At 39.1% G+C, this 22,918-nt stretch carries 17 protein-coding genes; 11 read left to right on the top strand and 6 right to left on the bottom strand.

The features are described 5' to 3' along the window. Window positions 1-21: 21 nt before the first annotated feature. The 9 genes from BUA11_RS07510 (at window position 22) to BUA11_RS07470 (ending at window position 9,359) form a co-directional block, all read left to right on the top strand. Window positions 22-570: a hypothetical protein gene (locus tag BUA11_RS07510; RefSeq protein WP_072760085.1), complete on the top strand. Its 549-nt coding sequence runs from the start codon at window positions 22-24 to the stop codon at window positions 568-570. Window positions 571-603: 33 nt separating this feature from the next. Then, complete coding sequence (locus tag BUA11_RS07505; protein WP_072760083.1) at window positions 604-933, top strand: iron-sulfur binding hydrogenase; 330 nt, start codon at window positions 604-606, stop codon at window positions 931-933. A gap of 61 nt (window positions 934-994) precedes the next feature. Beyond that, the gene (locus BUA11_RS07500; RefSeq protein ID WP_072760081.1) at window positions 995-1,627 is read left to right on the top strand and encodes a PHP-associated domain-containing protein; all 633 of its coding nucleotides are present in this window, start codon (window positions 995-997) and stop codon (window positions 1,625-1,627) included. Beyond that, window positions 1,618-2,151, top strand: a complete 534-nt coding sequence (locus BUA11_RS07495; RefSeq protein WP_072760079.1) for an ATP-binding protein — start codon at window positions 1,618-1,620, stop codon at window positions 2,149-2,151. The genes BUA11_RS07500 and BUA11_RS07495 overlap by 10 nt, the downstream gene beginning before the upstream one ends. 42 nt (window positions 2,152-2,193) lie before the next feature. Beyond that, window positions 2,194-4,398, top strand: coding sequence for a BamA/OMP85 family outer membrane protein (locus BUA11_RS07490; RefSeq protein WP_084634403.1), 2,205 nt, complete (start codon window positions 2,194-2,196; stop codon window positions 4,396-4,398). A gap of 21 nt (window positions 4,399-4,419) precedes the next feature. Beyond that, window positions 4,420-5,040 (top strand): N-glycosylase/DNA lyase, encoded by a 621-nt coding sequence (locus BUA11_RS07485; protein WP_072760077.1) that lies wholly within the window; start codon window positions 4,420-4,422, stop codon window positions 5,038-5,040. Window positions 5,041-5,068: 28 nt separating this feature from the next. Then, the gene (gene ftcD / locus BUA11_RS07480; protein ID WP_072760075.1) at window positions 5,069-5,980 is read left to right on the top strand and encodes a glutamate formimidoyltransferase; all 912 of its coding nucleotides are present in this window, start codon (window positions 5,069-5,071) and stop codon (window positions 5,978-5,980) included. A 113-nt stretch (window positions 5,981-6,093) separates the two neighbouring features. Beyond that, window positions 6,094-7,047 (top strand): aldo/keto reductase, encoded by a 954-nt coding sequence (locus BUA11_RS07475; protein WP_072760073.1) that lies wholly within the window; start codon window positions 6,094-6,096, stop codon window positions 7,045-7,047. 446 nt (window positions 7,048-7,493) lie between these two features. Further along, window positions 7,494-9,359 carry an LVIVD repeat-containing protein gene (locus BUA11_RS07470; RefSeq protein WP_072760071.1) on the top strand — a complete coding sequence of 622 codons (1,866 nt, stop codon included), beginning with the start codon at window positions 7,494-7,496 and terminating at the stop codon, window positions 9,357-9,359. 175 nt (window positions 9,360-9,534) lie between these two features. Here BUA11_RS07470 and BUA11_RS07465 read toward each other — a convergent pair whose 3' ends face one another. From BUA11_RS07465 to BUA11_RS07440, 6 genes are all read right to left on the bottom strand, one after another. Further along, window positions 9,535-12,540: an alpha-mannosidase gene (locus tag BUA11_RS07465; protein ID WP_072760070.1), complete on the bottom strand. Its 3,006-nt coding sequence runs from the start codon at window positions 12,538-12,540 to the stop codon at window positions 9,535-9,537. A gap of 32 nt (window positions 12,541-12,572) precedes the next feature. Beyond that, on the bottom strand, window positions 12,573-13,598 hold the full coding sequence (locus BUA11_RS07460; protein ID WP_072760068.1) for a GntR family transcriptional regulator: 1,026 nt from the start codon (window positions 13,596-13,598) through the stop codon (window positions 12,573-12,575). Window positions 13,599-13,623: 25 nt separating this feature from the next. After that, window positions 13,624-14,454: a carbohydrate ABC transporter permease gene (locus BUA11_RS07455; RefSeq protein WP_072760066.1), complete on the bottom strand. Its 831-nt coding sequence runs from the start codon at window positions 14,452-14,454 to the stop codon at window positions 13,624-13,626. 12 nt (window positions 14,455-14,466) lie between these two features. After that, window positions 14,467-15,345 carry a carbohydrate ABC transporter permease gene (locus tag BUA11_RS07450; protein WP_072760064.1) on the bottom strand — a complete coding sequence of 293 codons (879 nt, stop codon included), beginning with the start codon at window positions 15,343-15,345 and terminating at the stop codon, window positions 14,467-14,469. Between the two features lie 65 nt (window positions 15,346-15,410). Further along, window positions 15,411-18,065: an endo-beta-N-acetylglucosaminidase gene (locus BUA11_RS07445; protein WP_072760062.1), complete on the bottom strand. Its 2,655-nt coding sequence runs from the start codon at window positions 18,063-18,065 to the stop codon at window positions 15,411-15,413. A 14-nt stretch (window positions 18,066-18,079) separates the two neighbouring features. Beyond that, the gene (locus BUA11_RS07440; protein ID WP_072760060.1) at window positions 18,080-19,351 is read right to left on the bottom strand and encodes an ABC transporter substrate-binding protein; all 1,272 of its coding nucleotides are present in this window, start codon (window positions 19,349-19,351) and stop codon (window positions 18,080-18,082) included. Between the two features lie 834 nt (window positions 19,352-20,185). Between BUA11_RS07440 and BUA11_RS07435 the strand changes: the two genes are divergently transcribed. Further along, the gene (locus tag BUA11_RS07435) at window positions 20,186-21,781 is read left to right on the top strand and encodes an ABC transporter substrate-binding protein (RefSeq protein WP_072760058.1); all 1,596 of its coding nucleotides are present in this window, start codon (window positions 20,186-20,188) and stop codon (window positions 21,779-21,781) included. Between the two features lie 148 nt (window positions 21,782-21,929). After that, window positions 21,930-22,913, top strand: a complete 984-nt coding sequence (locus BUA11_RS07430; RefSeq protein WP_245789624.1) for an ABC transporter permease — start codon at window positions 21,930-21,932, stop codon at window positions 22,911-22,913. Window positions 22,914-22,918 lie beyond the last annotated feature (5 nt).

Below are 22,918 nucleotides of genomic sequence, written 5' to 3'. Positions count from 1 at the left end.
TTTTAAGTAGGGATGAGGGCTATGGTAAGTGCTATTGGTAGCGTGAGAACCGGCTCTCAGGTAATTGTAAATCCAACACTTGGATACAAACTTGATCCTGGCGAACCAGGTATACCTTCTGGTGCACCTGCAAGCCAGAGCGTGCTTAGAGTAATGAGTCAGGAATTCGCAAACTACATAGATTTCAAAAAACAAGCCGCCGAGCAAGGTGGAGTAATAATATCTGGCGGGATATACTTAGACATGCAAAAGCGTGGTTCTTTTTTAGCAGCTGTTGCAGGTAAAACAAAAGTTTTGATTTATATACCTGGTAGCAATGATGGTCAAGGAAGAGAAGCTGGTCCAACCGACGGTGCAAATAAACTCGAGCAACCAGACCAAATGAAACAGAGCGAAATAACAAGAAAAATAGATGAACTTTACAGAAAACTCCAAATGACTCAAGATCCCGTTGAGCGGGAAAAACTCCAACAACAGATCTTGCTTCTCACTATGGCAATGAACGCTTTGATGTTCGGCATGAAAATGCCAGAGTTCCTGATAGGGATGCTTCTAAATACAACGGTTTGAACATTTATATAATATTTAAGGGGGATAGGAAGAATGAAAATTAAAGAGCTCGCGAGACAGATCGGACTAAAAGAGGTACTATTTTGCGAAGATTATGAAATCGAACACGGCTATGTTGGAGATCTTTTAAGCATTGTTATGCGCTCGGCTCAGGCTAATTCAGTATGGCTAACTGTTCAAAATCATCTTAATATTGTTGCAGTTGCCGCGCTCACCGGTGTTAAAGCTATAGTACTGTGTGAAGGGATCGAATTCAGTGAAGAGGTAATAGAAAAAGCGAAAGAAGAAAAGATTAACTTGTATATCTCAAACGAGACTTCATATATAACCGCCGGAAAGATCTATTCGTTGGGTATTAGATAGAATGATATACAAGGCTGACCTTCATATCCACTCTTGCCTTTCGCCTTGTGGAGATTTAACAATGGTACCATCTGCTGTGTGCAACAATGATTTGGATATAATATCGATAACAGACCATAATACCGCACAGAATGTTGCGGCATTTGTTTTATTATGCAAAGATAAAATAGTCGTGCCGGGCATAGAAGTGCACACTATCGAAGACGTTCACATACTTGGCTATTTTCCGAATATAGAAAACTTAATGAATTTCTCAAAACTTGTAGAAGAAAACGCTGACAAATTGCCGTATGATCCAGAAAAATACGGATACCAGATTGTAATTAACGAAAATGAGGCGTTTGTTGAGATAGTCGATTACTATCTCGGCTTTCCGACAAATCTAACAATTGATGATACAATTGGATTGATTAAGGATAATAGTGGTTTACCTGTCTTTGCACATGTTGACAGAAGGTTTGGAGCAATTCAGCAACTTGGCTTTCTTCCAAGCGGTACAAGATACGTTGAGGTGAAAAGGAAAGAAACTTGGGCTAAGCTGAAAGCGGAAGGATACATTGTGCTGACATCGTCTGATGCCCACTTACCGGATGAAATAGGCTCAAGAAAGTTGTATATCGAAGGAGAAATCTCTTCAGCAAATGATGTGATAGAGACTTTGATTGAAGGGAGGTTTAAGACAATTTGGGATTGATAACCATAGCAGATCACATACACGATATTGCGGAAAACTCCGTTAACGCAGGTGCAAAAAATGTATACATTAAGATTATTGAGACTGTCGATACGTTCTTCTTCTCTGTGGAAGACGATGCGGGCGGGATAAGACCAGATATACTTGAAAAAATATTCGACCCGTTTGTCACAACGCGCAAGAAAGAAATACGTAGAGTGGGACTGGGCCTCCCATTTCTGAAACAGGCAACAGAGGCGACTGGCGGGTACGTGAAGATAGATTCAGAATTAGGTAAAGGGACAAAGACAGAAGCATTATTTTACAAAAGCCATATAGATTGCCAACCTGTTGGAAATCTTACCGATACATTTCTTGTGCTGCTTCTTAATCAAAATATAAACTGGCAAATTGAAAGGTGTTATGATGGTGAATGCTATGAAATTGCTTCTAAGACTATCAAAGAATATCTTGGTCACCTTGACACACCTGAGAAAATAACTCTTTTGGAAGAGCTTTTGAAAGAAATGGAGAGTCAAATCTGAGATAAAAGGTAACATCGTGATAATAAAAAGGAGGAAAACGTGATGAGACTGAGAGCACTTTTGGTAATACTTTTTAGCCTGTTTCTAACACTTTCTTTTGGGTTTGTACTCAAAGATGTACAGTTTGACGGTTTGAAGACCGTCCCAAAAACCGAGTTAGAACCTTTCTATAAGCAGTACTTAGGAAAAGATATCAACAACTACGCAATTGAGGACATCATATCAGAACTCGACGGTACAGGATATTTTGATGAAATAACATACGAGCTAAAAGACTCTGAAGCAAACGAAAAGATACTCTTTATCAAAGTAACGGAAAACGCTCCCGTATCAAAGATAAACATAGAAATCAGCGGGCATGGGATCATATCTAAAGAAACAATCCAAGCTTCAGTAACGTTGAAAGAAGGTAAAGCGTTTAGTTTTCCAAAGTTCTGGGAAAGTATCGATAACATAGCCAAAATGTATTCTGACAACGGATATACCGTTGCAACTCCACGAACGCAAGATAAGAGTTTTGCATTCGTATACGTTTCTGGTAACTTGGGCGAGGATAATGTCGTCAACTTCAAAGTCACTGAATACGCACTTTACAATTTAGAATTTGAGATTCTAAGTGACAACAAAGCTTTCAACGATGAATTTGAAAAGATAAAACCATCGCTCTCACTACCGAAGTATATAGATTACGAAAACAAAAATTGGTTCTTAAAAATTTTCGATAGCGGAAAGAATTACGTACCTACTTTGAGCACACTCCAGGGCTTTTTCCAAAACCTTTCAAAGTATGTGTTTTTCAAAGTGATTGACTTGTCAGTTATTGAAGAGGATAAGGATATCCCAGCAAAAACATTAGTCTTAACAGTAGCGGAAAATACAATTGTAAGTCAACCCGTTGCGCTTAAAGGAATCCGGGTTAAAGGAAACACGCTGATATCAGAGAGCGAATTAGTTGGCGAGGTGAAAGAAGCAACTTACACAAACCTTGACATACTCAAGAAAATCCAGCAAGTAAAGGTCAAATACGAGAAAGCTGGGTACTTTATAAACCTTAACCTCGAGGCAGGAGAAGATGGGTACCTGTACATTTTAGTAAATGAAACAAAAGTAAAAGAAGTAAAGATTAAAGGCAATACAAACACGAAAGAATACGTGTTCAATGATCTTATCTACGTTAAACCCGGGGATTACTTAAATAGAACAGATTTGCAAAACACATACATAGAACTTAAGAAACTCAACTTTTTCAAAGAGGTAAACATCAACTTTGAGCAACCCGAAGCAACCTCGACAGACGTAAATATCGTTTTGACAGTTGAAGAGAAGGATAAGAAATTTGACTTCCAAGGCGGTGTAACGTGGGGACCAGTTAAAGATAAACCGTGGTATGAAGGTTTTGCAGGACTTCTCTCACTTTCAAGCACGAATCCGTTTGGATACGGTGAAAGCTTCTCCATATCACTACAGAAAGCTTTATCAAATACGAATCTGTCTTTCAGCTTTGGTATAAGGAAACCTTTTGAATTACCTCTCATTATTAATACATCCTTGTCTTACAACCAAACAACAGAAAACGCAACCGAGACAACAAAGTACTCGGCATCATTAAGTTTAAGCACATTGAAAACTCAGTTTGGCCAATTCTCATTTAGCACCGCGTATACCGACACTACGGTATCCTCAGACACAACCGTTAACTCAAAAACTCTTAGCTTTACAGGCTCATACATTTACGAAACGCTCGATAATCTCTTTGTGCCGATGACAGGATATTCATTAACTCTGAGCGGTACAAAGTACGTCCCGGTTTCGGAAAACGGTTCTGACGCTCTAAGCTACTTTGTAGATGCTACGTATCACTTACCGTTTACACCTTCAATCTCCTTTGCTACACGCATTTACAATGCACAAGTCTTCCAAACATCAGGCGAGCCCGTTAACTTTAGCCTCGCTGGACCTTACCAAGTAAGGGGTGTCAAAGTAGACCAAAAAGGCACAGTCTTGGTACTTAACAACAATGAAATTAGATTCAAAGAACCTGACCAGATGATATATTTCTCACTTTTCTTTGATGTAGGTATTCTTGAAAATACATACAATTTCGACAACATAAAATCTTCTGCTGGTTTCGAGCTTGGCTTGGTTATTCCTATGTTTGGGCTCGTAAGAGTCGGTTGGGGCTTGCCGATAACCCCAACATTCGTACCGAATCCGAATTTCTATTTCATAATTGGACAGACTTTCTAAGGAAGCTGAGAGGAGATTTTCATGGTAGAAGAACTGTTAAACAAACTTGAAGAAATTCGTGAAGAAGCAAAACCACTTGTTGAAAAAAGATGGGTGGAATTTGAAAATCTTCGTAATTACGGTAACGAAGACGATCTATTTTCTGAGTTAAGCTTCTGCGTTTTGACTGCAAATTGGAGTGCGCAGGGAGGTATCAAAGCTCAGAAACTAATTGGTCACGGGTTCTCAACATTAAATCAAGAAGAACTTGCGGACAAACTAAGAGAAGTTGGGCACAGATACCCGGATGCACGAGCCCAGTACATAGTAACAAACAGATGGATAATCGGAAAGCTTAGGGAAGTAATATCGACCGAGGACCCGAGAGAATACCTTGTAAAGAACATCAAAGGACTCGGCTGGAAAGAAACATCTCACTTCTTAAGAAACGTAGCGTTCACTAATTACGCAATACTCGACAAGCACGTACTCAGAGTAATGAACAAATATGGACTAATCGAAGAGATACCGAAAGGATGGACGAAGAAAAAATATTTAGACTACGAAGAAAGGCTTAGAAAGGTATCAGACGCTTTCGGAGAACACTTAGGTAAGTTTGACCTATACTTGTGGTATATGATAAAAAAGACAGTAGACAAGTGATGCTCAAAAATGAAAGGGGGATTTCTTAATGAAACTTATCGAAAGCGTTCCAAATTTTAGTGAAGGAAGAAAGGAAGAAATTGTAAGGCAGATAATCGAAGAAGCGAACAAATACCCAAAAGTAAAGGTTCTTGATTGGTCGATGGACAAAGACCACAACCGCTCCGTTGTAACACTCGTTGGTGAACCAGAACAAGTCTTGGACGCACTCTTTGACATGACAAAAAAGGCTTCTGAACTGATAGACTTGAGATACCATAAAGGCGAGCATCCAAGGATGGGTGCAACGGATGTTATTCCTCTTGTACCACTCATCGGCACGACAATGCAAGAATGTGTAGAATGGTCTAAACAACTTGGAAAAAGAATAGGCGAAGAGCTCAACATTCCTGTCTATCTATATGAAAGAAGCGCAACATCTCCTGAAAAGGAAAACCTTTCCGAGATACGAAAAGGCGAATTCGAAGGCTTTTTTGAAAAAATAAAGAATCCGAAATGGAAACCGGACTTTGGCCCTGATAAAGTACACGAGACCGCTGGTGTAACTGCAGTTGGTGCGAGGGAGTTCTTGATCGCATTCAACGTAAACTTGGGAACAAATAACATAGAGATAGCAGACAAGATAGCAAAAGCTGTGAGGCATATAAGCGGTGGATACAGATACGTAAAGGCCATGGGCGTTGAACTGAAAGAAAAAGGCATAGTTCAAGTCTCAATGAACTTGACAAACTACAAAAAATCACCAATCTTCAGAGTCTTCGAAACCATCAAAAGAGAAGCCGAAAGGTATGGTGTTCCAGTTGTCGGTAGTGAAATAATCGGAATGGTACCACTCCAAGCGATTGTCGAAACATTTGCATGGTATCTGCAACTGGACGAATTCGGCACAAACAGAATAATCGAAGAAAGATTGATCCACGAATTAACAAAAGAAGAATAATTAACAGTCTTAAAATAAGGGAGATGCACCACTTGCATCTCCCTTTAATTTTATGGTATAATACTTTTGTTCGTTATACGAACTATTATACCTTGAATTAGGAGGTGGACGAGATGGAATACAGAAAAGTCGGCAAATGGGGCGTAAAAATCAGCGAAGTTTCACTTGGCTCTTGGCTCACTTTTGGAAACCAGCTTGACTTGAAAGCAACAAAAGATGTTGTAAGGTATGCAGTAGAGAATGGCATTAACTTCATCGATACAGCGGAAGCTTACGCAAACGGGATCGCAGAATCGATGCTCGGGGTGATACTGAAGGAATACAGAAGAGAAGACTTAGTTATCTCTACAAAGATATTCTGGGGTGGAGAAGGTCCAAACGACAAAGGTCTTTCAAGAAAGCACCTTTTGGAAGGTACTTGGAACTCACTCAAAAGACTCCAGCTCGACTATGTGGACATACTCTACTGCCACAGGCCTGACCCAGAAGTCCCAATGGAAGAAGTAGTGTGGACAATGGATCAAATATTGAGAAGCGGACTTGCATTCTACTGGGGGACAAGCGAATGGAGTGCAGAAGAGATAGAAAAAGCCCACCAGGTAGCAAAAGAATTGAACTGCATACCGCCAGTTGTTGAGCAACCACAGTACAACCTCATTTTCAAAGCAAGAGTGGAAAAAGAATACGCTCCGCTGTACGAAAAATACGGCATGGGGACAACAATATGGAGTCCATTAGCATCCGGTGTGCTTTCTGGAAAGTACCTTGAAGGTATCCCGCAAGGTTCAAGACTTGACAAATGGCCGTGGCTCAGAAAGACAATGGAGGAGCGCGGAATATTTGGTGAAGAAACGATGAATAAGCTTAAGAGAATTAAACAAATCGCGGATGACCTCGGCGTAACAATGTCCCAACTCTCAATCGCATGGTGTCTAAAGAATCCACACGTTAGCAGCGTGATTCTTGGCGTGAGTTCACTCGAGCAGCTTAAGGAAAACATAAAAGCTGTTGAGGTAAAGGAGAAGATAACCGAAGAAATCTACCAAGAATTAAACAACATATTTTAATAACCCCCATAATTCAAAAAGGCGGGCTTAAAAGCCCGCTTATTATTTTTTGAAATGGTATATCTAAATCGTTCAAATTCACTCACGTTTAGAGAGATAATAAAATATTTCTTATTCTTAGAAGTTCAATACAGAAGTCATATCAAAACCATAAGAAAACAAGAGTAATTTTCAGATAAAGTCATCCGAACTCTTCTACAACATCATCGACCTTTCGCTACTCTGAACTATATACTTTACTGAGCATGATAATTGTAGTTGTTAAACTTTACAGCTTGTTGTAAATAAATGATAACAAGCGCAAATTTAAACTATTATCCGAAAATTTATATAAACAGCTGAATAAGTCTGATTTCGTTCATTAGTTACAATAATAGTCAATTTGACATTCTGTATGAACTAATATATATATTAAAAACTTACACTACATCTAAGGAGGTGTAATTATGGTAAAAAGAGTTTTTTTCGTTCGGTTCGTAACATTGTTCCTCTTTTTATTGTTTTTTTCTTTTACAACAAGCTTGCAAGCGAATAGTACACAGCCTACTGGAATTATTAAAATTATCGCGTGTGCAGGTGGACCTGAAGGATTACTTATATTTGACGTTTCAAAGCCAAACAGTCCAGTATTAGTAGGACAATTTAACACTGATGGTTGGTCAGAAAAGGTCTACGTATCAGGCGATTACGCCTATATAGCAGATTTAGAGAATGGATTGGTTATAGTTAACATATCAAATCCTACTCAGCCAAAGCAAGTTGGACATTTAGGTATTGATGGATATTCATATGATGTAATTGTCTCAAATAAGTATGCTTACATTTTAAACTACCCAGTTGGTTTCATAGTAGTGGACATATCGAACCCTGCTCAGCCAAAAGAAGTTGGAATTTTACCATATTCTGATGACTTTTTATCTGATCTTGTGATTTTTGGAAGATATGCTTACATGTCTTTCAGAGATAGAGGGCTGGTAATAATTGACATATCAAACCCAACTCAGATGAAACAAATCGGGCAGTTCAATATCGATGGTGACGCACAAACTGTTGGCATATCCGGAAAGTATGCGTACTTAGTCGACAACAAAGGCAATATGTTTATACTTGATATATCAAATCCGTCGCAGCTGAGACAAGTTGGAAATTTCAAACTAATTCCTCCATTTGATTTCGTCATCTCAGGCAACTACGTTTATGTGGCGGGAGGATACAATGGACTGGTCATAGTCGATATATCGAACCCTGTCAATCCAAAACAAGTTGCCCACATGAACGATTATTCAAATATACAGAGTCTTTATATCTCAGGTAACTACGCATTCGTGGGAGGAGAATATAATGGACTTTCGATAGTCGATATATCGAATCCCAGCAAACCAAAAAAAGTTGGATACTTCGACACTTATGAGTACGCAAAGAACATCTATGTATTTGGTAAGTCCGCCTATGTGGCAGATGGGTATAATGGTCTGGTTATAATGGACGTATCAAACCCGTCGCAGCCAAAACAAATAGGACGTGTAGATACTGGCGACTATACCCTCAACGTAGTGGTTTCAGGGAAGTATGGATATATAGCTGACGGGTATAATGGACTGGTTATAGTTGACGTATCAAACCCTGCACAACCAAGGAAAATTGGACATTTTCAAGTTGAGGATGCAATAGATGTTACTATTTCTGGCAAATACGCTTATGTGGTTGATGGATACAATGGTTTGGTTATACTCGATATATCAGATCCTAAGGACCCAATTGAAATTGGATATTTTCAAGTAGATGCCGTAGTTAGTGTCACCATTTCTGGTGATTATGCATATATTACTGATGAATACAATGGTTCGTTCATAATCGATATATCAGACCCTGAATTACCAGTAGAAGTTGGATATTTTGAAGGAGTTGATGGAGTCGATATAGCTGTTTCAGGAGATTATGCTTACGTGGTAAATGATGATGGAACTGTTTTTATATATGATATATCAGATCCTTCACAACCTGAATTTGTTGATTACTTCGAAACTTATGAACAAATAACCAATATAGCAATTTTAGGCAAATATGCTTATACAACAAGCTACTGGGATGGCACGATGAGCATATTTGACATATCAAACCCGGTCCAACCAATAGAAGTTGGGTATATAGATGTTGGTGGATATACAGAAGCTGTATACGTCTTGGGTAATTATGCTTACGTAGCAGATGTCGGAAATGGATTGGTCATTGTCGACATCTCAAACCCAGAAAATCCGAAGATAGTTGCTGATTTGCTATGGGTAAGTATTTATGGAATCTCTGGAAAATAGAAATTAACGTACTGAGATAACGGTTCACACTTTCTAACAAATCATTCAATTGATACTTTAGAAGAACCTTCACAAGAGTACGAAGGAAAATTAATTTCCTCAAAACAAACTCAACCGAGGGTCAATACCCTCGGTTGTTGTTTATTCGTATTTTGTGCGCCTTACGTCTTTTTTGTTACAGCTCCACACTTATAGTATAAAACTTAAATGGTTCAGCTGGAATATTAACAGTATTATCTACGACATTCAAATCTCCTATCAAATCTTCGAGTGCGTTTACCAAGGACACCTTTTTGAAGTTTAAACCGTTCGTTAAGAAATCAATCGAAACATCTCCCGAAGAACCTGTACATTCTAAAACTCTTAGATAAACTTTCTTATTAACCTTCCTAACTGAGAGCACTTTAAAATTCTCAGGTTCAATTCTTATCTGTAACTTTGGTTCCTTCAAATTGCCTTTATAAACCTTCACCGGATTATTAAGCTTATCTGCTTTCTTGTAGAAATCAATCACATCTTGTTTTCCATGTAGATGGATCGAATATTTGAACTCGTGGTGCCCTTCATCAACGCAAAAATCAGGATAGATACCTGCTTTCAAAAGTGTCATTTCAATCGTATTTCCTTTAACGCAATGTCCGTACTTGCCGTCGTTGAGAATACACACACCGTGGTCGTATTGCGAAATGTCAACCCACCTGTGCCCGAGCACTTCAAATCGCGCCTGCTCAAAAGATGTATTATCAGTTGTACTCCTTTGGATGTATCCACCATCAATGTCATACAATGCGTACCTGCTCAGAACATTAGTCGGGAATAATGCTTTAAGCACCGCTCTTCTGTGGTGCCAGTCAGCACTCGTTTCAACCAATAACTCGTCGCTTTCCGGTTCTAAGACATATACCTGTTCTATTGTTGTTGAATCAAATACGTACTTGACTTTAATCTTACCGCTTGTCTCAGTATGAAGGATTTCAACACTCTCCACTTCAGGTTTCCACTCAGAAAGTTTGCTCGAAGCATCTATGTCCCAATTTTCCCAGTACGGAGGAACGTCACCGTATATCCTTAACAAATTCCCGCTCTTGTTGAACGCCCATTTTTTGAGCTCTTTATTGTAAATATTCACACTTCCGTCCGGGTACACACGGACTTTGAGTTTATCATTTTCCATTATATAGTCTTTTCCTTCTACCATTATTTTAATAGCTTTTTCCTTCTTAATTATTCTTGCATCATCTAATCTATCAAGATGCACGAAGCTCAATGGCTCGACCTTAACTGATGAATCATTTCTCATGCATTGCTGCCAAGATGAGAAATTAAACGCTGTATACCCTTCTGTACTGATTAAATTCTTTTCGACTATACTTTGCTGAATTTTCTCGCAACTTTCGATGACATGAGTCAACTCCCGTTCAGTGTCCTCGTAGACTTCCTTAATCGATGAACCGGGCAATATGTCATGAAATTCGTTTCTTAGAAGAACCTTCCAGAGCTCGTCTATTTCTTCCTGATAATTTTCCAAGTACAACGCATTCAAGACTTCGGTATTTCTCAATTGAGTTTCTGCAATCTTGTGAAGTCTTTTTGTCCTTGCTTGTGATGTAAGCGTTCCCCTGTGGAGTTCCAAATAGAGCTCTCCATCCCAGACAGGCAATTTTGACAAGTCAAAATCTTGTACCAAATGTTCCATATAGTCTTCAACACGAGAATATCTGACATTTGGAATTCCAGGTATCTCGTTCAGTGGCTGGTAATTATCGCACATCTCTTCCGTAGGTCCTCCGCCACCGTCACCGTATCCAAATGACAACAGAATATCCTTAGTGATATCCTTGTGCCTGAAATTTTCAAAAGTATTTATTAACGACCGAGCACTTATCCTACCGTTATAACCTTCCTCGTAGTTCTTAAAGCTGTAATATACGACTTTTGAGCCATCAATTCCGCGCCAAACGCACAAATCATATGGAAAATCATTCGTCTCGTTCCAACTCAGTTTCGTTGTTACAAAATACTCAATTCCTGACTGTTTCAAAATCTGAGGTAGCACCCATGAAAAACCGAATACATCAGGAAGCCAAGCAACCTTACTCCTTATTCCAAATTCCTTTTCGAAAAACTTTTGCCCATAGTAAAATTGCCTGATAAGCGATTCTACACTCGGAACGTTGCAGTCTGACTCAACCCACATACCGCCCACAGGTTCCCATTTCCCCTGTTTCACAAGGTTTCTAATCTTTTCAAAAAGTTCCGGATAGCTACTCTTCAAATCCTCATACATCTGGGCTGATGATTGAGAATATATGAATTCATCGTATTTCTCAGCCAACTGAACAGCATTCGCAAACGTTCGAACGATTTTTCTCTTTGTTTCCTCAACGGGCCAAAGCCAAGCATAATCGATGTGCGCATGTCCGCAAACGAAGACATTCCCTACTTTTGGAAATAATGGCAGACCCTTAAATTTTATCGATTTTTCATATTCTTCGAATTTTTCCAAGAGCATCTTTTTAAAAGACAAATCGTAAATGACTTTGTCGTTTGGAAAATCCGGATGAGACCATGTAGAAGTCACTTGGCCGAGTATGGTGGGATTCTCAACAACTGAGCTTTTGAACGCTTCGGTATTCTTGGGCTTGGAGACCGAAGACAAGAATGCGTTGGTTTCACTAATTAGAAAATTAGCAAGAGATTCATCGTCTGTTTCCTTAGTCACATCTATTACGTTTTTGATAAAATTCAATACTTGCTTAACTTCTTCATCGTATATTACCAGTTGAGAATTCTTGAAAACGCTTTCCTCTTTTGTCCCGAACAATCCTCTTGGCATAGTCTCAATTCTGAGAATGTGTTCCTTTCCATCACAAAATTTAGTCAAATCCACTTCCTTGTGAAAAACATTAACCTCCCCATACGGCTGACCATCTACTAATACAAGACTCTCACCACCAAACCATGCTCTGAGATAGCAACTGTATCCTTTTTCCAGAGAAGTGAACTTAAAAGAATTGACAAAAACAGCTGGCAGAATTCTTTCGTCCCATTTGTAAGGTAACGATATCTTGCTTTCATTGTGCTTCCAACCTTCATAGTCTCTCTTGGAAACTACTGCGTATGGTACAAGCTCACCAAGTAAACGGTATAAGTGGCCTATCTCGAAATCCTTCTTTCTCACATGAGCACCTCCAAACTATACATGCATGTTTATCATTCTTCTGATGGACAACCACAAGATTCTCTTACTACCAGTTCAACACCAACAAGGTATCTTGATTTTACTTTCTCTCCCTTAATAATACTCATCAAAACCGACGCTCCAACTTCACCGATTTTAGTTAAATCCTGCTTCACTGTTGTGAGTTTTGGTCTCGTTATACTCGAGACATATTCATCATCAAACCCTGTAACACTTATATCTTCTGGTATTCTAAATCCACCTTCAACTAAATAAAATAAACCCCTTACCGCAAGCATATCGTTACAGAAGAATACACACTTAGCATTTCTCAACTGGACTTCATTTACAAGTGGGGAATAGTCACCATCAATTCTGTCAATTCTCACTATATGAGGACTGTATCCTAATTCTTTCGAAATTCCTTTGTATCTTTCCTCAACACTCGATATCGTTAACTCCTCAGCTGTCACAAATAATGCACTATCTACACGATGACTCTTCTTCATATGACGCGCAAGAAGTCGCCCACCTGCAAAATTATCAGTCATTACCGTTGGGATATCATCATCAAGGGGTATGTTTCTGTCAACAAAAACTATTGGAAAACGGCTCTTAATGAGTTCCTTAAGTAGCTTGTTTCTGATTGAATATTCTGATGGCTCTATAATTAATCCATCTATCTCCTTCGATAAAAGGTCATCAAGCGCTTTTTCTTCTTCTTTCTCATTAACTCCTTTCTGCAACGAGAACATTTTTGTCCCCACTGAGGACAGAAAATTCACCGCACCGTACATGATTCTCTTATTGTTTATGAGAAGTCCTACACGCTTATGTGCAAAAACGTTTATTTCAGAAACAAATGTTCCAACGCCTTGCACCTTTGTTATCAATCCTATACTCTCCAATTCATCAAATGCCTTTCTTACAGTCATTCTTGTCGTGTTAAATTTCTTAGCCAGTGAATTTTCTGAAGGCAATTTATCACCAGGTAATATCTTTCCGGTTAAAATCAGTTGTTCTATGTACTTTTCAATCTCTCTATACTTCGGATCCAACTTTATCACTCCTTTACTCGAAGAACTACCCTTTGATTCCTGAGAGTTTTATACCCTCGATTAAATACTTCTGCGCAAAGAGGAAGAAAATCACAGTAGGTAAGAAAGTAAGTATCGCTGCAGCCATGGCTTGATTCCAGTAAGTGCCGTATCTGTTCATGAACATAGGCATTCCAAGTGCTAGTGGATACTTCTCTTCACTCGTAATGTAGATCAGCGGACCTGTATAATTGTTCCAACTGCCTATAAAAGTGAATAGTGAAACCAGAGCCAACACCGGTTTTGCAAGTGGCAACATGATTTTTCTGAATATCATCCAATCCCCCGCACCGTCAATTCTGGCTGCTTCTAACATTTCCTGAGGTATAGTTTCAAAGAACTGCTTGATAAGAAATACGTTCATTGCACCTCCTCCGAGAAAAGCTGGAACAATCAGTGGAAGAAACGTATTTAACCATCCTAAATTTTTGAATATCAAGAAGGTTGGCACCATAGTTACTGCTCCTGGAATCATGACAGTACTCAACATTACAAAAAACAAGACATCTCGTCCCGGCCACTTTATTTTACTAAATCCATAAGCAACCAGAGGAGCACTAAATACAACACCTATGACATTTCCAATGGTTATAATGAGAGAATTCATAAAATATCTTCCGAATGGGAATTTCTGCAAGGCTTTTGGAAAGTTTTCAAATGTTGGTTCGTCCGGGAAAAAGCTTGGAGGAAAGTCTAACATCTCACTATCAGGCTTCAAAGCTGTTCCTATCGTCCACAAAAATGGCAATATGTAAATAATCGATATTAAGAAAATGCCAATGTATGCAATTGATATATTCATTATCCCTCTTCTCATTGCTGTCACCTCTTAGTTCTTTCCTATATAAAATACCCATTTTTTCGAAAATCCAAAATAGAGTAACGTAAGCATGATTATGAATCCAAAGAGTATCCATGATAGTGCTGATGCGTATCCCATGTTAGTGTACTTGAACGCCTGGTTGTAGATATACATACCAAGCGACATTGAAGCATTCGCTGGTCCACCGCCAGTTAACAACATTGGTAAATCGAATATTTGCATATTTCCGATAGTTGACGTCACAAGGTAATAGAATATCGTTGGCGTTATGAGTGGCAGTGTTATCTTCGTGAACATAGTGAATTTTGACGCTCCATCAATTTGTGCAGCTTCGTATAACTCAGAAGGGATATCCTTCAAAGCTGCAGAAAAGATCAACATCGCACCTCCAACACCCCATTGCGCAGCGATTATTATAGTTGGCTTAACCCAAGTTTCGCTACTCAACCAAAGCGGTCCTTCTACACCGAACCATGAAAGAATAGTGTTAACAAAACCAATATACGGATGGAAGAAGAGTGTTACAACAGCAGAAAATGCGAAAGCTGGAACTATTGAAGGCAAATAGATTGTGGCTCTAAAGACTGAAACCCCTTTGAGTTGCTTTATATTAAGTAGCAAAGCTATCCCGAGTGCTACAACTAATCCCAATGGTACCAAACCAACGACATACAAAAGCGTATTTGTAAGGCTCTTCCAAAAAAGAGGATCAGAAAACATTGACTTGTAATTTGAGAAACCAACAAATTTCGGCTTGGTTGTAATAAAATACTCGGTCAAGCTGTAGTAAAAAGATGCTATAATAGGATACAAGTTAAATACCGAAAACCCTAAAAGCCAGGGCATAATAAACATTAAACCTTTCAGAGTAGAATTTTTTCTCATCTTTTGTTCCTCCTTAGATTTGTTCCACAAAATCCGGAGGCTGAGCCTCCGGAGCGTGTAAATAATTACTGTTCTTCTAAGCCATAAACCTCTACTTCGTATATTCTCGCAGCCTTATCTCCAGTCTGTGTGGGGGCTTCAACGAACAGTCTCACATACCTGCCTTTAACTGGCGGGAATGAGTGTTCAGTTATTCCTTTAAGATTATTTCTAACAACAACTACATCTTTCCAATTTTCTCCATCAGTACTAATCTGTATTCTGTAATCCTTTGTATTCCAATCCGCAGATTCTTTACCACTTTCCGCATGTTTTATAATGACCCTGTTAACTATATACTCTTTTCCAAGATCTATAACCAACCAGTGTGGAAGATCTCCAACTGCACACCACTTACTGTTGTTCTCAACTGTACCATCTACTGCAAGAGCTGGTTTCTCAGCAGGAACAAAGCTACTTGCGTAAGTATCCTTTCCAAGTGCCAAGTTCTGTATTTTCTCAGCATTCTTTGTTACCACAATCATTCCTTGAACTTCTTTTACATCCTCACCGGAAATATTACCTGCGATGAGCTTAACAGTGTATATACCCTCTTTATTATACGTCACACGGACCACATTTTCATGGCTAACAGCGGGTTCTCCGCCTTCGAACTCCCATGTCAACTTTTCTGTTGTTTCCGAAGACTTAGATTCAAACACAACACTCTCGCCTGGTTTTATAATGGTATTACTCACAACAAAATCAGCTTTTGGTTTCGGGTATTCTGGCCACTTGAAAGATACACTCACAGCTTTACCTCTGGTGTTGTTCTCAGATACTGGAACAACTTGCAAAACTGTTTCGTTCTCGTGCCCGAAACGCCTGAGACTGTATATGTAGGTGTACGGATTAACACTTACCCAGACGAGTTCATTACCGGTCGGTAATCTTCTGTATATCTCATAAGCTTTTGCCTTTTCTGAAGTTTGAATCGTCAACTTTAGCTGTGCATAAATCCCTTCACTGAATGTTAGGTCTTCGATCTGCACCTTATTAGCCTTCGGAGATGCTGCTTTCTCGTACACACCTATCTCACCAAGATTGAACGAAACAGTCTGCTTTGCACTGCTCTTAACAGATAGATATATTCCAGATATAGTTTTACCAGCGTAATTTTGTAACGAATACTCGTACCTTCGCCACTGTGGCATACTTGGAACCGGGATACTCAACGTTTCGCCATCAACAAACTTGAGAACAATCCTTCCATCAACTTTTCCAACTTCCGAAAGAAATGCTACAGAGAAATACGTTTTATTTGTAACTGGTAGATTTGCAACATACAAGTGATACAAAGCTGTGTCATTTCTTTCCATTTCACCAGAAAACTTTAGTGAACTTCCGCCGTAATATGCGTTATCGTAATCAATCTGCACATTTAAAGGCTTACCTTCAACTTTCCATCTATATGTTGGCATGACATCTTGCAAACTCCTATTGTGCCACTCTGTGCTCTTTACTTTCTCTCCGTTAACGAAGAAATACTTACCATGTCCAACGTTGAAATTAGTTACGAACGGTAGTTTCGTTACTGGTGATTTCTCTACTACAAACTTTGCAAATCCAGACCAATCAGGCTTAACAGACTTTTCACCATACACCAATGATTCATGATTGCCTATCCACAGTACATTTTCTTTTTTCCAAAATTCATCAAAAGTTCTTGATGAATAATAAGACCAGCAAGGACCATACAAACCTAACGACAATTTAAGAGTGCCGTCTGTGTTCTGAATCTTCGGGAGATTGAAATAAGGAGTATTGTACCCATCACCTTGGAGTAATACACCAGCAAAGAAATCGTACTGAGATAAATTGTACTTTTGAGAATTTGCCAATGTGTTAACAATGGAGTTTGGCCTTTTTGAAGAAATCCATCTGAAATCAACGAACATAAAATCAGAAATTCTTTCGCCGTTACTCACAATAAAATCCACATTTGTTTCGTTGAGTTCACCTTGCCACGCAACTTCTCCGGTATCTGTCATGGCGTCATACCAAAAGATGATAAGTTCTGGTGCTTTAGTCTTAAAATACTTTATGAATCTTACCATCGTATTTGCGTGCTCTTCGTTACAACCTTCCGTTTCCTGATTTATAAACCAACCATCGAATCCATAATATCTTGCAACTTCTATCAATTTATCAGCAACTGGAAATGTTCCATCTTCATCTTCTTGCAAGACTTGGTCAACCCAGTTTCTTCGTCCACCGTACACATTCGGAGGGAAGAATATTGTCCCGAGGACAGGAACCCCGTTCTTATGACCGGCATCAATTGTATCTGGTCCTGGAGGAACGATTATACCTTCACCAGCTGAACCAGCCCAGGCTACCAAATAATCTACATACTGCCAATACGTGAAAGGATAGACCTTCATTGAATCGTTTCTTCCCTGTGATGGCATACCACTTGTAGACGAATTCATTATAGATAGCGCTACTATCTTAACCTTCTCGGATGCACTACTTGATATTTTCTCGCCAGAAATCCTCTTTTGAAGTGGAACTTGCGAAACGTTGTATTTCGCATCTGGGTCAGCTTCCAGCGACCAATCTAACAAGTCATTTGGATACCAGTATGACGATTCAGGAATCCTAAATTCTTCTTGAGCAAAAAGAACTGACATTATCAGAACTGAAATCAACAACACGTATATTCTTGCTTTAAATCTCATCGCTATCACCCAACCTATTTTTGTTTTGCCATTATCTTGTCATACTCACGTTGAACAGCATCTTGTGCATCTTTCAAAGCCTGTTCAACGGTTTTCTTTCCCGTCAATACCATATCCCGTGCTTCAACAAGTTTATCCCAGAGCAACGCACCAACTGGAAGAGGAGGTCTACACTTTGCGTCTTCAAGTAAGTCAACGAAAACCTTCTGCGATGGGTCAACCTTTAGAAGTTCGCTTACTGCAGGCTTATAGGTTGGTAGATGCAGAGTATCAACGCTATATGTCACTTGACCTTTTGTTGCTATATACAAAGCAAGCTTCGCTGCTTCAAGTGGTCTCTTAGCACCTTTTGGAATTGCAACACTCCATCCGCCAGCCCATGTTACATTCTTACCAGATTTCGTTGGTATACCAGCTATTGAAAATTCAAAATCCTTAGGAGCGAACAATTTTATTCCGGATATAGTCCAGTTACCATCAACAAGCATTGCAAGCTTTCCAGCGGTAAACGGTGTCAAATCACCAATTTGAAGAGAACCAAATGCGTTCAAAGCTTCATACCCGAACCTATCCGCCCATGACTTTTGCCATTTAAATGCTTCGATTACCCCAGGATCTGTTGCAAAAACAAACTTTCCTGTCTTTTCATCGAACACTTTTCCTTCAAAGGCAAATATCCATGTGTAGGGCCAGCCTTGAGCGTACCAAGGAATAAACCCTACCGTATCGTACTTACCCTTTTTACCTTCTTTTGTAAGTTTCTCTGCTATCTTTATCATATCGTAAACGTTTGTCGGTGGTCTTTCAAAGCCGGCTGCTTTAAGTAACTTCTTATTGTAAAGCATAACCCTAACATCAGTATCAAATGGAAGTGCGTAGTACTTACCATTAAACATACACTCTTCAACAGCAAATGGATAGAACTGCTTTAAGAAATCTGCTACATTCACTCCGAGTTGCTTCAGGTAGTTATCAATTGGCTCAAGCACATCGTATGCTGCCCTCTGAGGAACTGTAAAGCGGTCGATGTAAACCAAATCTGGACCGGTACCGGCAGCAACCGCTGTAAGCAACTTCGTTGAATCTGTTTCGGCTGCAGGGACTATAACAACTTTAACCTTTATCCCTGGATTCTCTTTCTCAAATGCTGCGATGATTTTGTCAATACTACTCTTGTCAGGATCTCTGGCCAAACCATGCCAGAAAGTAATTTCTACAGCAGCAAACGCTACCGTACAGACGAGAAACAGAACAACCAAACTTCCGAACAATCGTTTAAAACTCATACAGTCCCCTCCTTCTTCAGCATGATGGGCACGTTTCTCTTCGCACCTACTGAAATTCTATACCCGTGGTATACAAAACGGAAATCTCAAAAGTGGCAAAATAGTCCTGATATTTGCGTTTAACTTGTATATACTTGTATATACAAGTAATTTCAAAAAATTACTTTTCCACTCTTATTTTACAACAGATCGTAGATTAAACAATGCAAACTTCTCACATCGCTGCTCCATGATAAGGAGTTCTTTCTTGTTGTGCATGAATTTGCTGACTATTGGAGGGATCATGCTATTTGAAAACATTAGAATGACAAGACATGTTGATTTAATTCAAGGAAATCTGCTCAGTATTTGCGTTACTTCGCGTATATGAATAGGCGAAAATCCCTTTGTTAGAATTCGATTATCATTGTAAGTTCAATTTCCTACTTAGTACAACACTTGTCATACATACTTCACGTATAGCAAATTGTTGACAGTGGAATAAGTTATCATATCCTTTATGCATTCAGAAACTATGAATAGAAATCGCTTTGCCTGTAATTTCTCACTAAGTAGTTTGTTGAAGCAAGAACTTGCGGAAAAGAAATGGTGAGAAAAGTTAGAAAAAGCTGTTGAGTTTTCTGGTTTTAGATTTGTCAGCGATAGATCTTATATGTAAATAGATTCTTTTATTGCGAATTACTTAGAAACTGTTCATAAAATGTATATTTCTGTAGTTAATTCTACTTTTTCCCAGATTTTTGTGTTTACCTTACGTTTTTTTTGAATCGTTTATATGATAGAATGTTATAACAAATATACGCGAAGTATATTCCGAAGGTGGAGGTGAGAGGTATGAAGAGGTATCTTTTGAAAGTAGTACTCATGTTTTTCGTTATTGCATCGGTCTTATCGGTAGCGAACGAATTGTCGATAGTGATTTCAGTAACGGGTCCCTACCAGAGAAATTTCAACCCATACTTCTCTGGCGCGACTGGTTACGTTGCAGCCGGTTTCATTTATGAGACTCTCATTTATGCTAATACAAAGACTGGACAATTCATTCCATGGTTAGCTTCAGAGTACAAATGGGGTGCCGGGTATAAGGAAATAACATTCAAGCTGAGAAACAACGTAAAGTGGTCAGATGGAACAGCGTTCACAGCCGATGATGTTATCTTTACTTTTGAAATTCTGAAAAAATTCCCAGCTTTGGACACTGTTGGAATATGGAAAAGTGGAGTTGTAGATGTAGTAAAAGTTGACAATTATACAGTTAAGGTTAAGATGAATGTTGTGAACACTTTGCTTTTATATAGTTTAGCGGGTGTTTACATCGTTCCGAAACATATTTGGGGTAAGGTTGAAGATCCATCGAAATTTACGAATGAAGAACCAATAGGTACAGGGGCGTACTTACTTGACAATTTTTCAACACAGGTTGTAACACTTAAAAAGAATCCAAATTACTGGAATGCCTCGAAAATAAAGGTAGATTCAATACGAATCCCGGCATATAGCGGTAATGAAAGCGCTCAACTTGCGGTGGCAAATGGTGAGCTTGATTGGGCAGGAATTAACTATCCACAGATTGAAAAACTTGTCCAACAAAACAAGAACTTAAATTACTGGTTTGCAGAAGGTAACCCCGTATTCCTCTTCTTTAACTTGGCTAAAGAGCCGTTTAACAACGTTACACTTAGAAAGGCATTCGCGTATGCTGTAGACAGAGATATGCTAATTAAGATAGGTATGACAGGCTACGCAGCACCCGTGAATCCTGTCCTTATCAAATCCGGTTACGAATATTTAATTAGTGAAGACCTGAAGAACTTGTGGTGGAAGTATGACCCAAAAACCGCCGAACGACTTTTTGCACAAGCTGGCTTCAAAAAGGGTAGAGATGGAATACTTGCGAAAGGAAATATAAAACTTTCATATGAATTACTCGTTCCTGCGGGTTGGACAGACTGGATAGCTGTATGTGAATTGCTATCCCAGCAAATGATGAACTATGGTGTCGAACTGAAAGTCACACCTATCGATTATGGAGAATATCTGCAAAGAATTAGAAATAAGAACTTCGACGTTGTTCTGAGCTGGTCAAATTATGGTGCGACACCTTACAATTTCTATGATAACCATCTTGGTTCCGCTAATGCTTACGTAGGTAGTAACAGGGGCGGTTGGATAGACAAAACTACAGATGAACTGCTCGCAAAGATAAAAGAGACTGCGGATGTTAACACAAGGAAGGTCATCATGTCAAGGTTACAAAGAATAATGCTTGAAAACATGCCCGCCATACCGCTATACTACAACCCAGTATGGTTCATCTACTCGACAAAGAACTTTACAGGCTGGCCCAACGCCAAGAACCCATACGTTGAGCCAAGGATCACTGGAATGGATAAGATTTATCTTGTGATGAATTTGGAACCAGTCAAATGAGTTGATTTTAAGTAAAACAGGATTTTTTGAGTGGCAACGCACAATTTCTTACCTATATACAAAATAGCGAATGTATAAATTACATTGAGAATGTGCGTTGCCTTTTTTAATACTCCGATTACAAATTTGCTGAAAGGGTTCAAAGGCGGTGAGAAGTTTGAAATACGTAGCCAACAGATTGATGTTTTTTGTTATAACGTTATTTTTCGCACTGACGCTTAACTTTATACTACCGAGGTTAATGCCCGGTGATCCTGCCGAGAGGATTCTATCAAGGTTTGGCCCGAACGTAGATGAGAGAGCCATAGAGGCAATGAGGATTGCACTTGGAGTAGAGAAAGACAAGAACTTGGTTTCACAGTATTTCGAATATTTAATCAATACATTTACTGGAAAATTTGGTGTTTCATACTTACATTACCCAGTTCCAGTTTCTGAGGTCTTAAAGGATTCCATACCTTGGACTTTAGGTCTTGTTGGTGTTTCCACAGTCTTAAGCTTCATACTGGGAACATTTCTTGGAGTATACGCCGGTTGGAACCGGGACAAATCTTCAGGTACTGGTCTGCTAATATTCTCACTTTCGTTAAGAGCTATCCCATACTTTTGGCTTGCAATGCTCTTTTTGTATGTTTTTGGTTACAGGTTTGGTTGGTTCCCGCTTTCAAATGCGTACTCAACAAAAGAAGTATTAACCGGTTTTAAATTTGCTCTAAGTGTAATATACCATGCCATATTACCGTCGATAACTCTAATTGTTGCTTCATTAGGGAGTTGGATACTGACAATGAGAAATAACATGGTCTCAATATTGTCCGAAGATTACATAACCCTGGCAGAAGCGAAAGGGCTTGATGAAAAGTACATAATGCTAAACTATGCTGCTCGTAATGCACTCCTGCCAAGTATTACAGCATTTGGTATATCACTTGGATTTGTAGTAAGTGGAGCTTTGTTGACAGAGATAGTATACTCATATCCTGGTGTTGGATATCAACTTTACAGAGCAGTGCTGAGTCAAGATTTCCCGCTAATACAAGCCATATTTTTCTTTGTATCTGTTTCTGTTCTTTTAGCGAATCTTATTATGGACTTTCTATACGCCTTCTTGGATCCACGCGTTAGGGGGTAATTCAT

This window comes from Fervidobacterium gondwanense DSM 13020 (genome assembly GCF_900143265.1).
GTDB classification, from domain to species: domain Bacteria; phylum Thermotogota; class Thermotogae; order Thermotogales; family Fervidobacteriaceae; genus Fervidobacterium; species Fervidobacterium gondwanense.
Note: the sequence above shows the minus strand (reverse complement) of the source record. Positions and strands in the feature narration are given on the sequence as shown.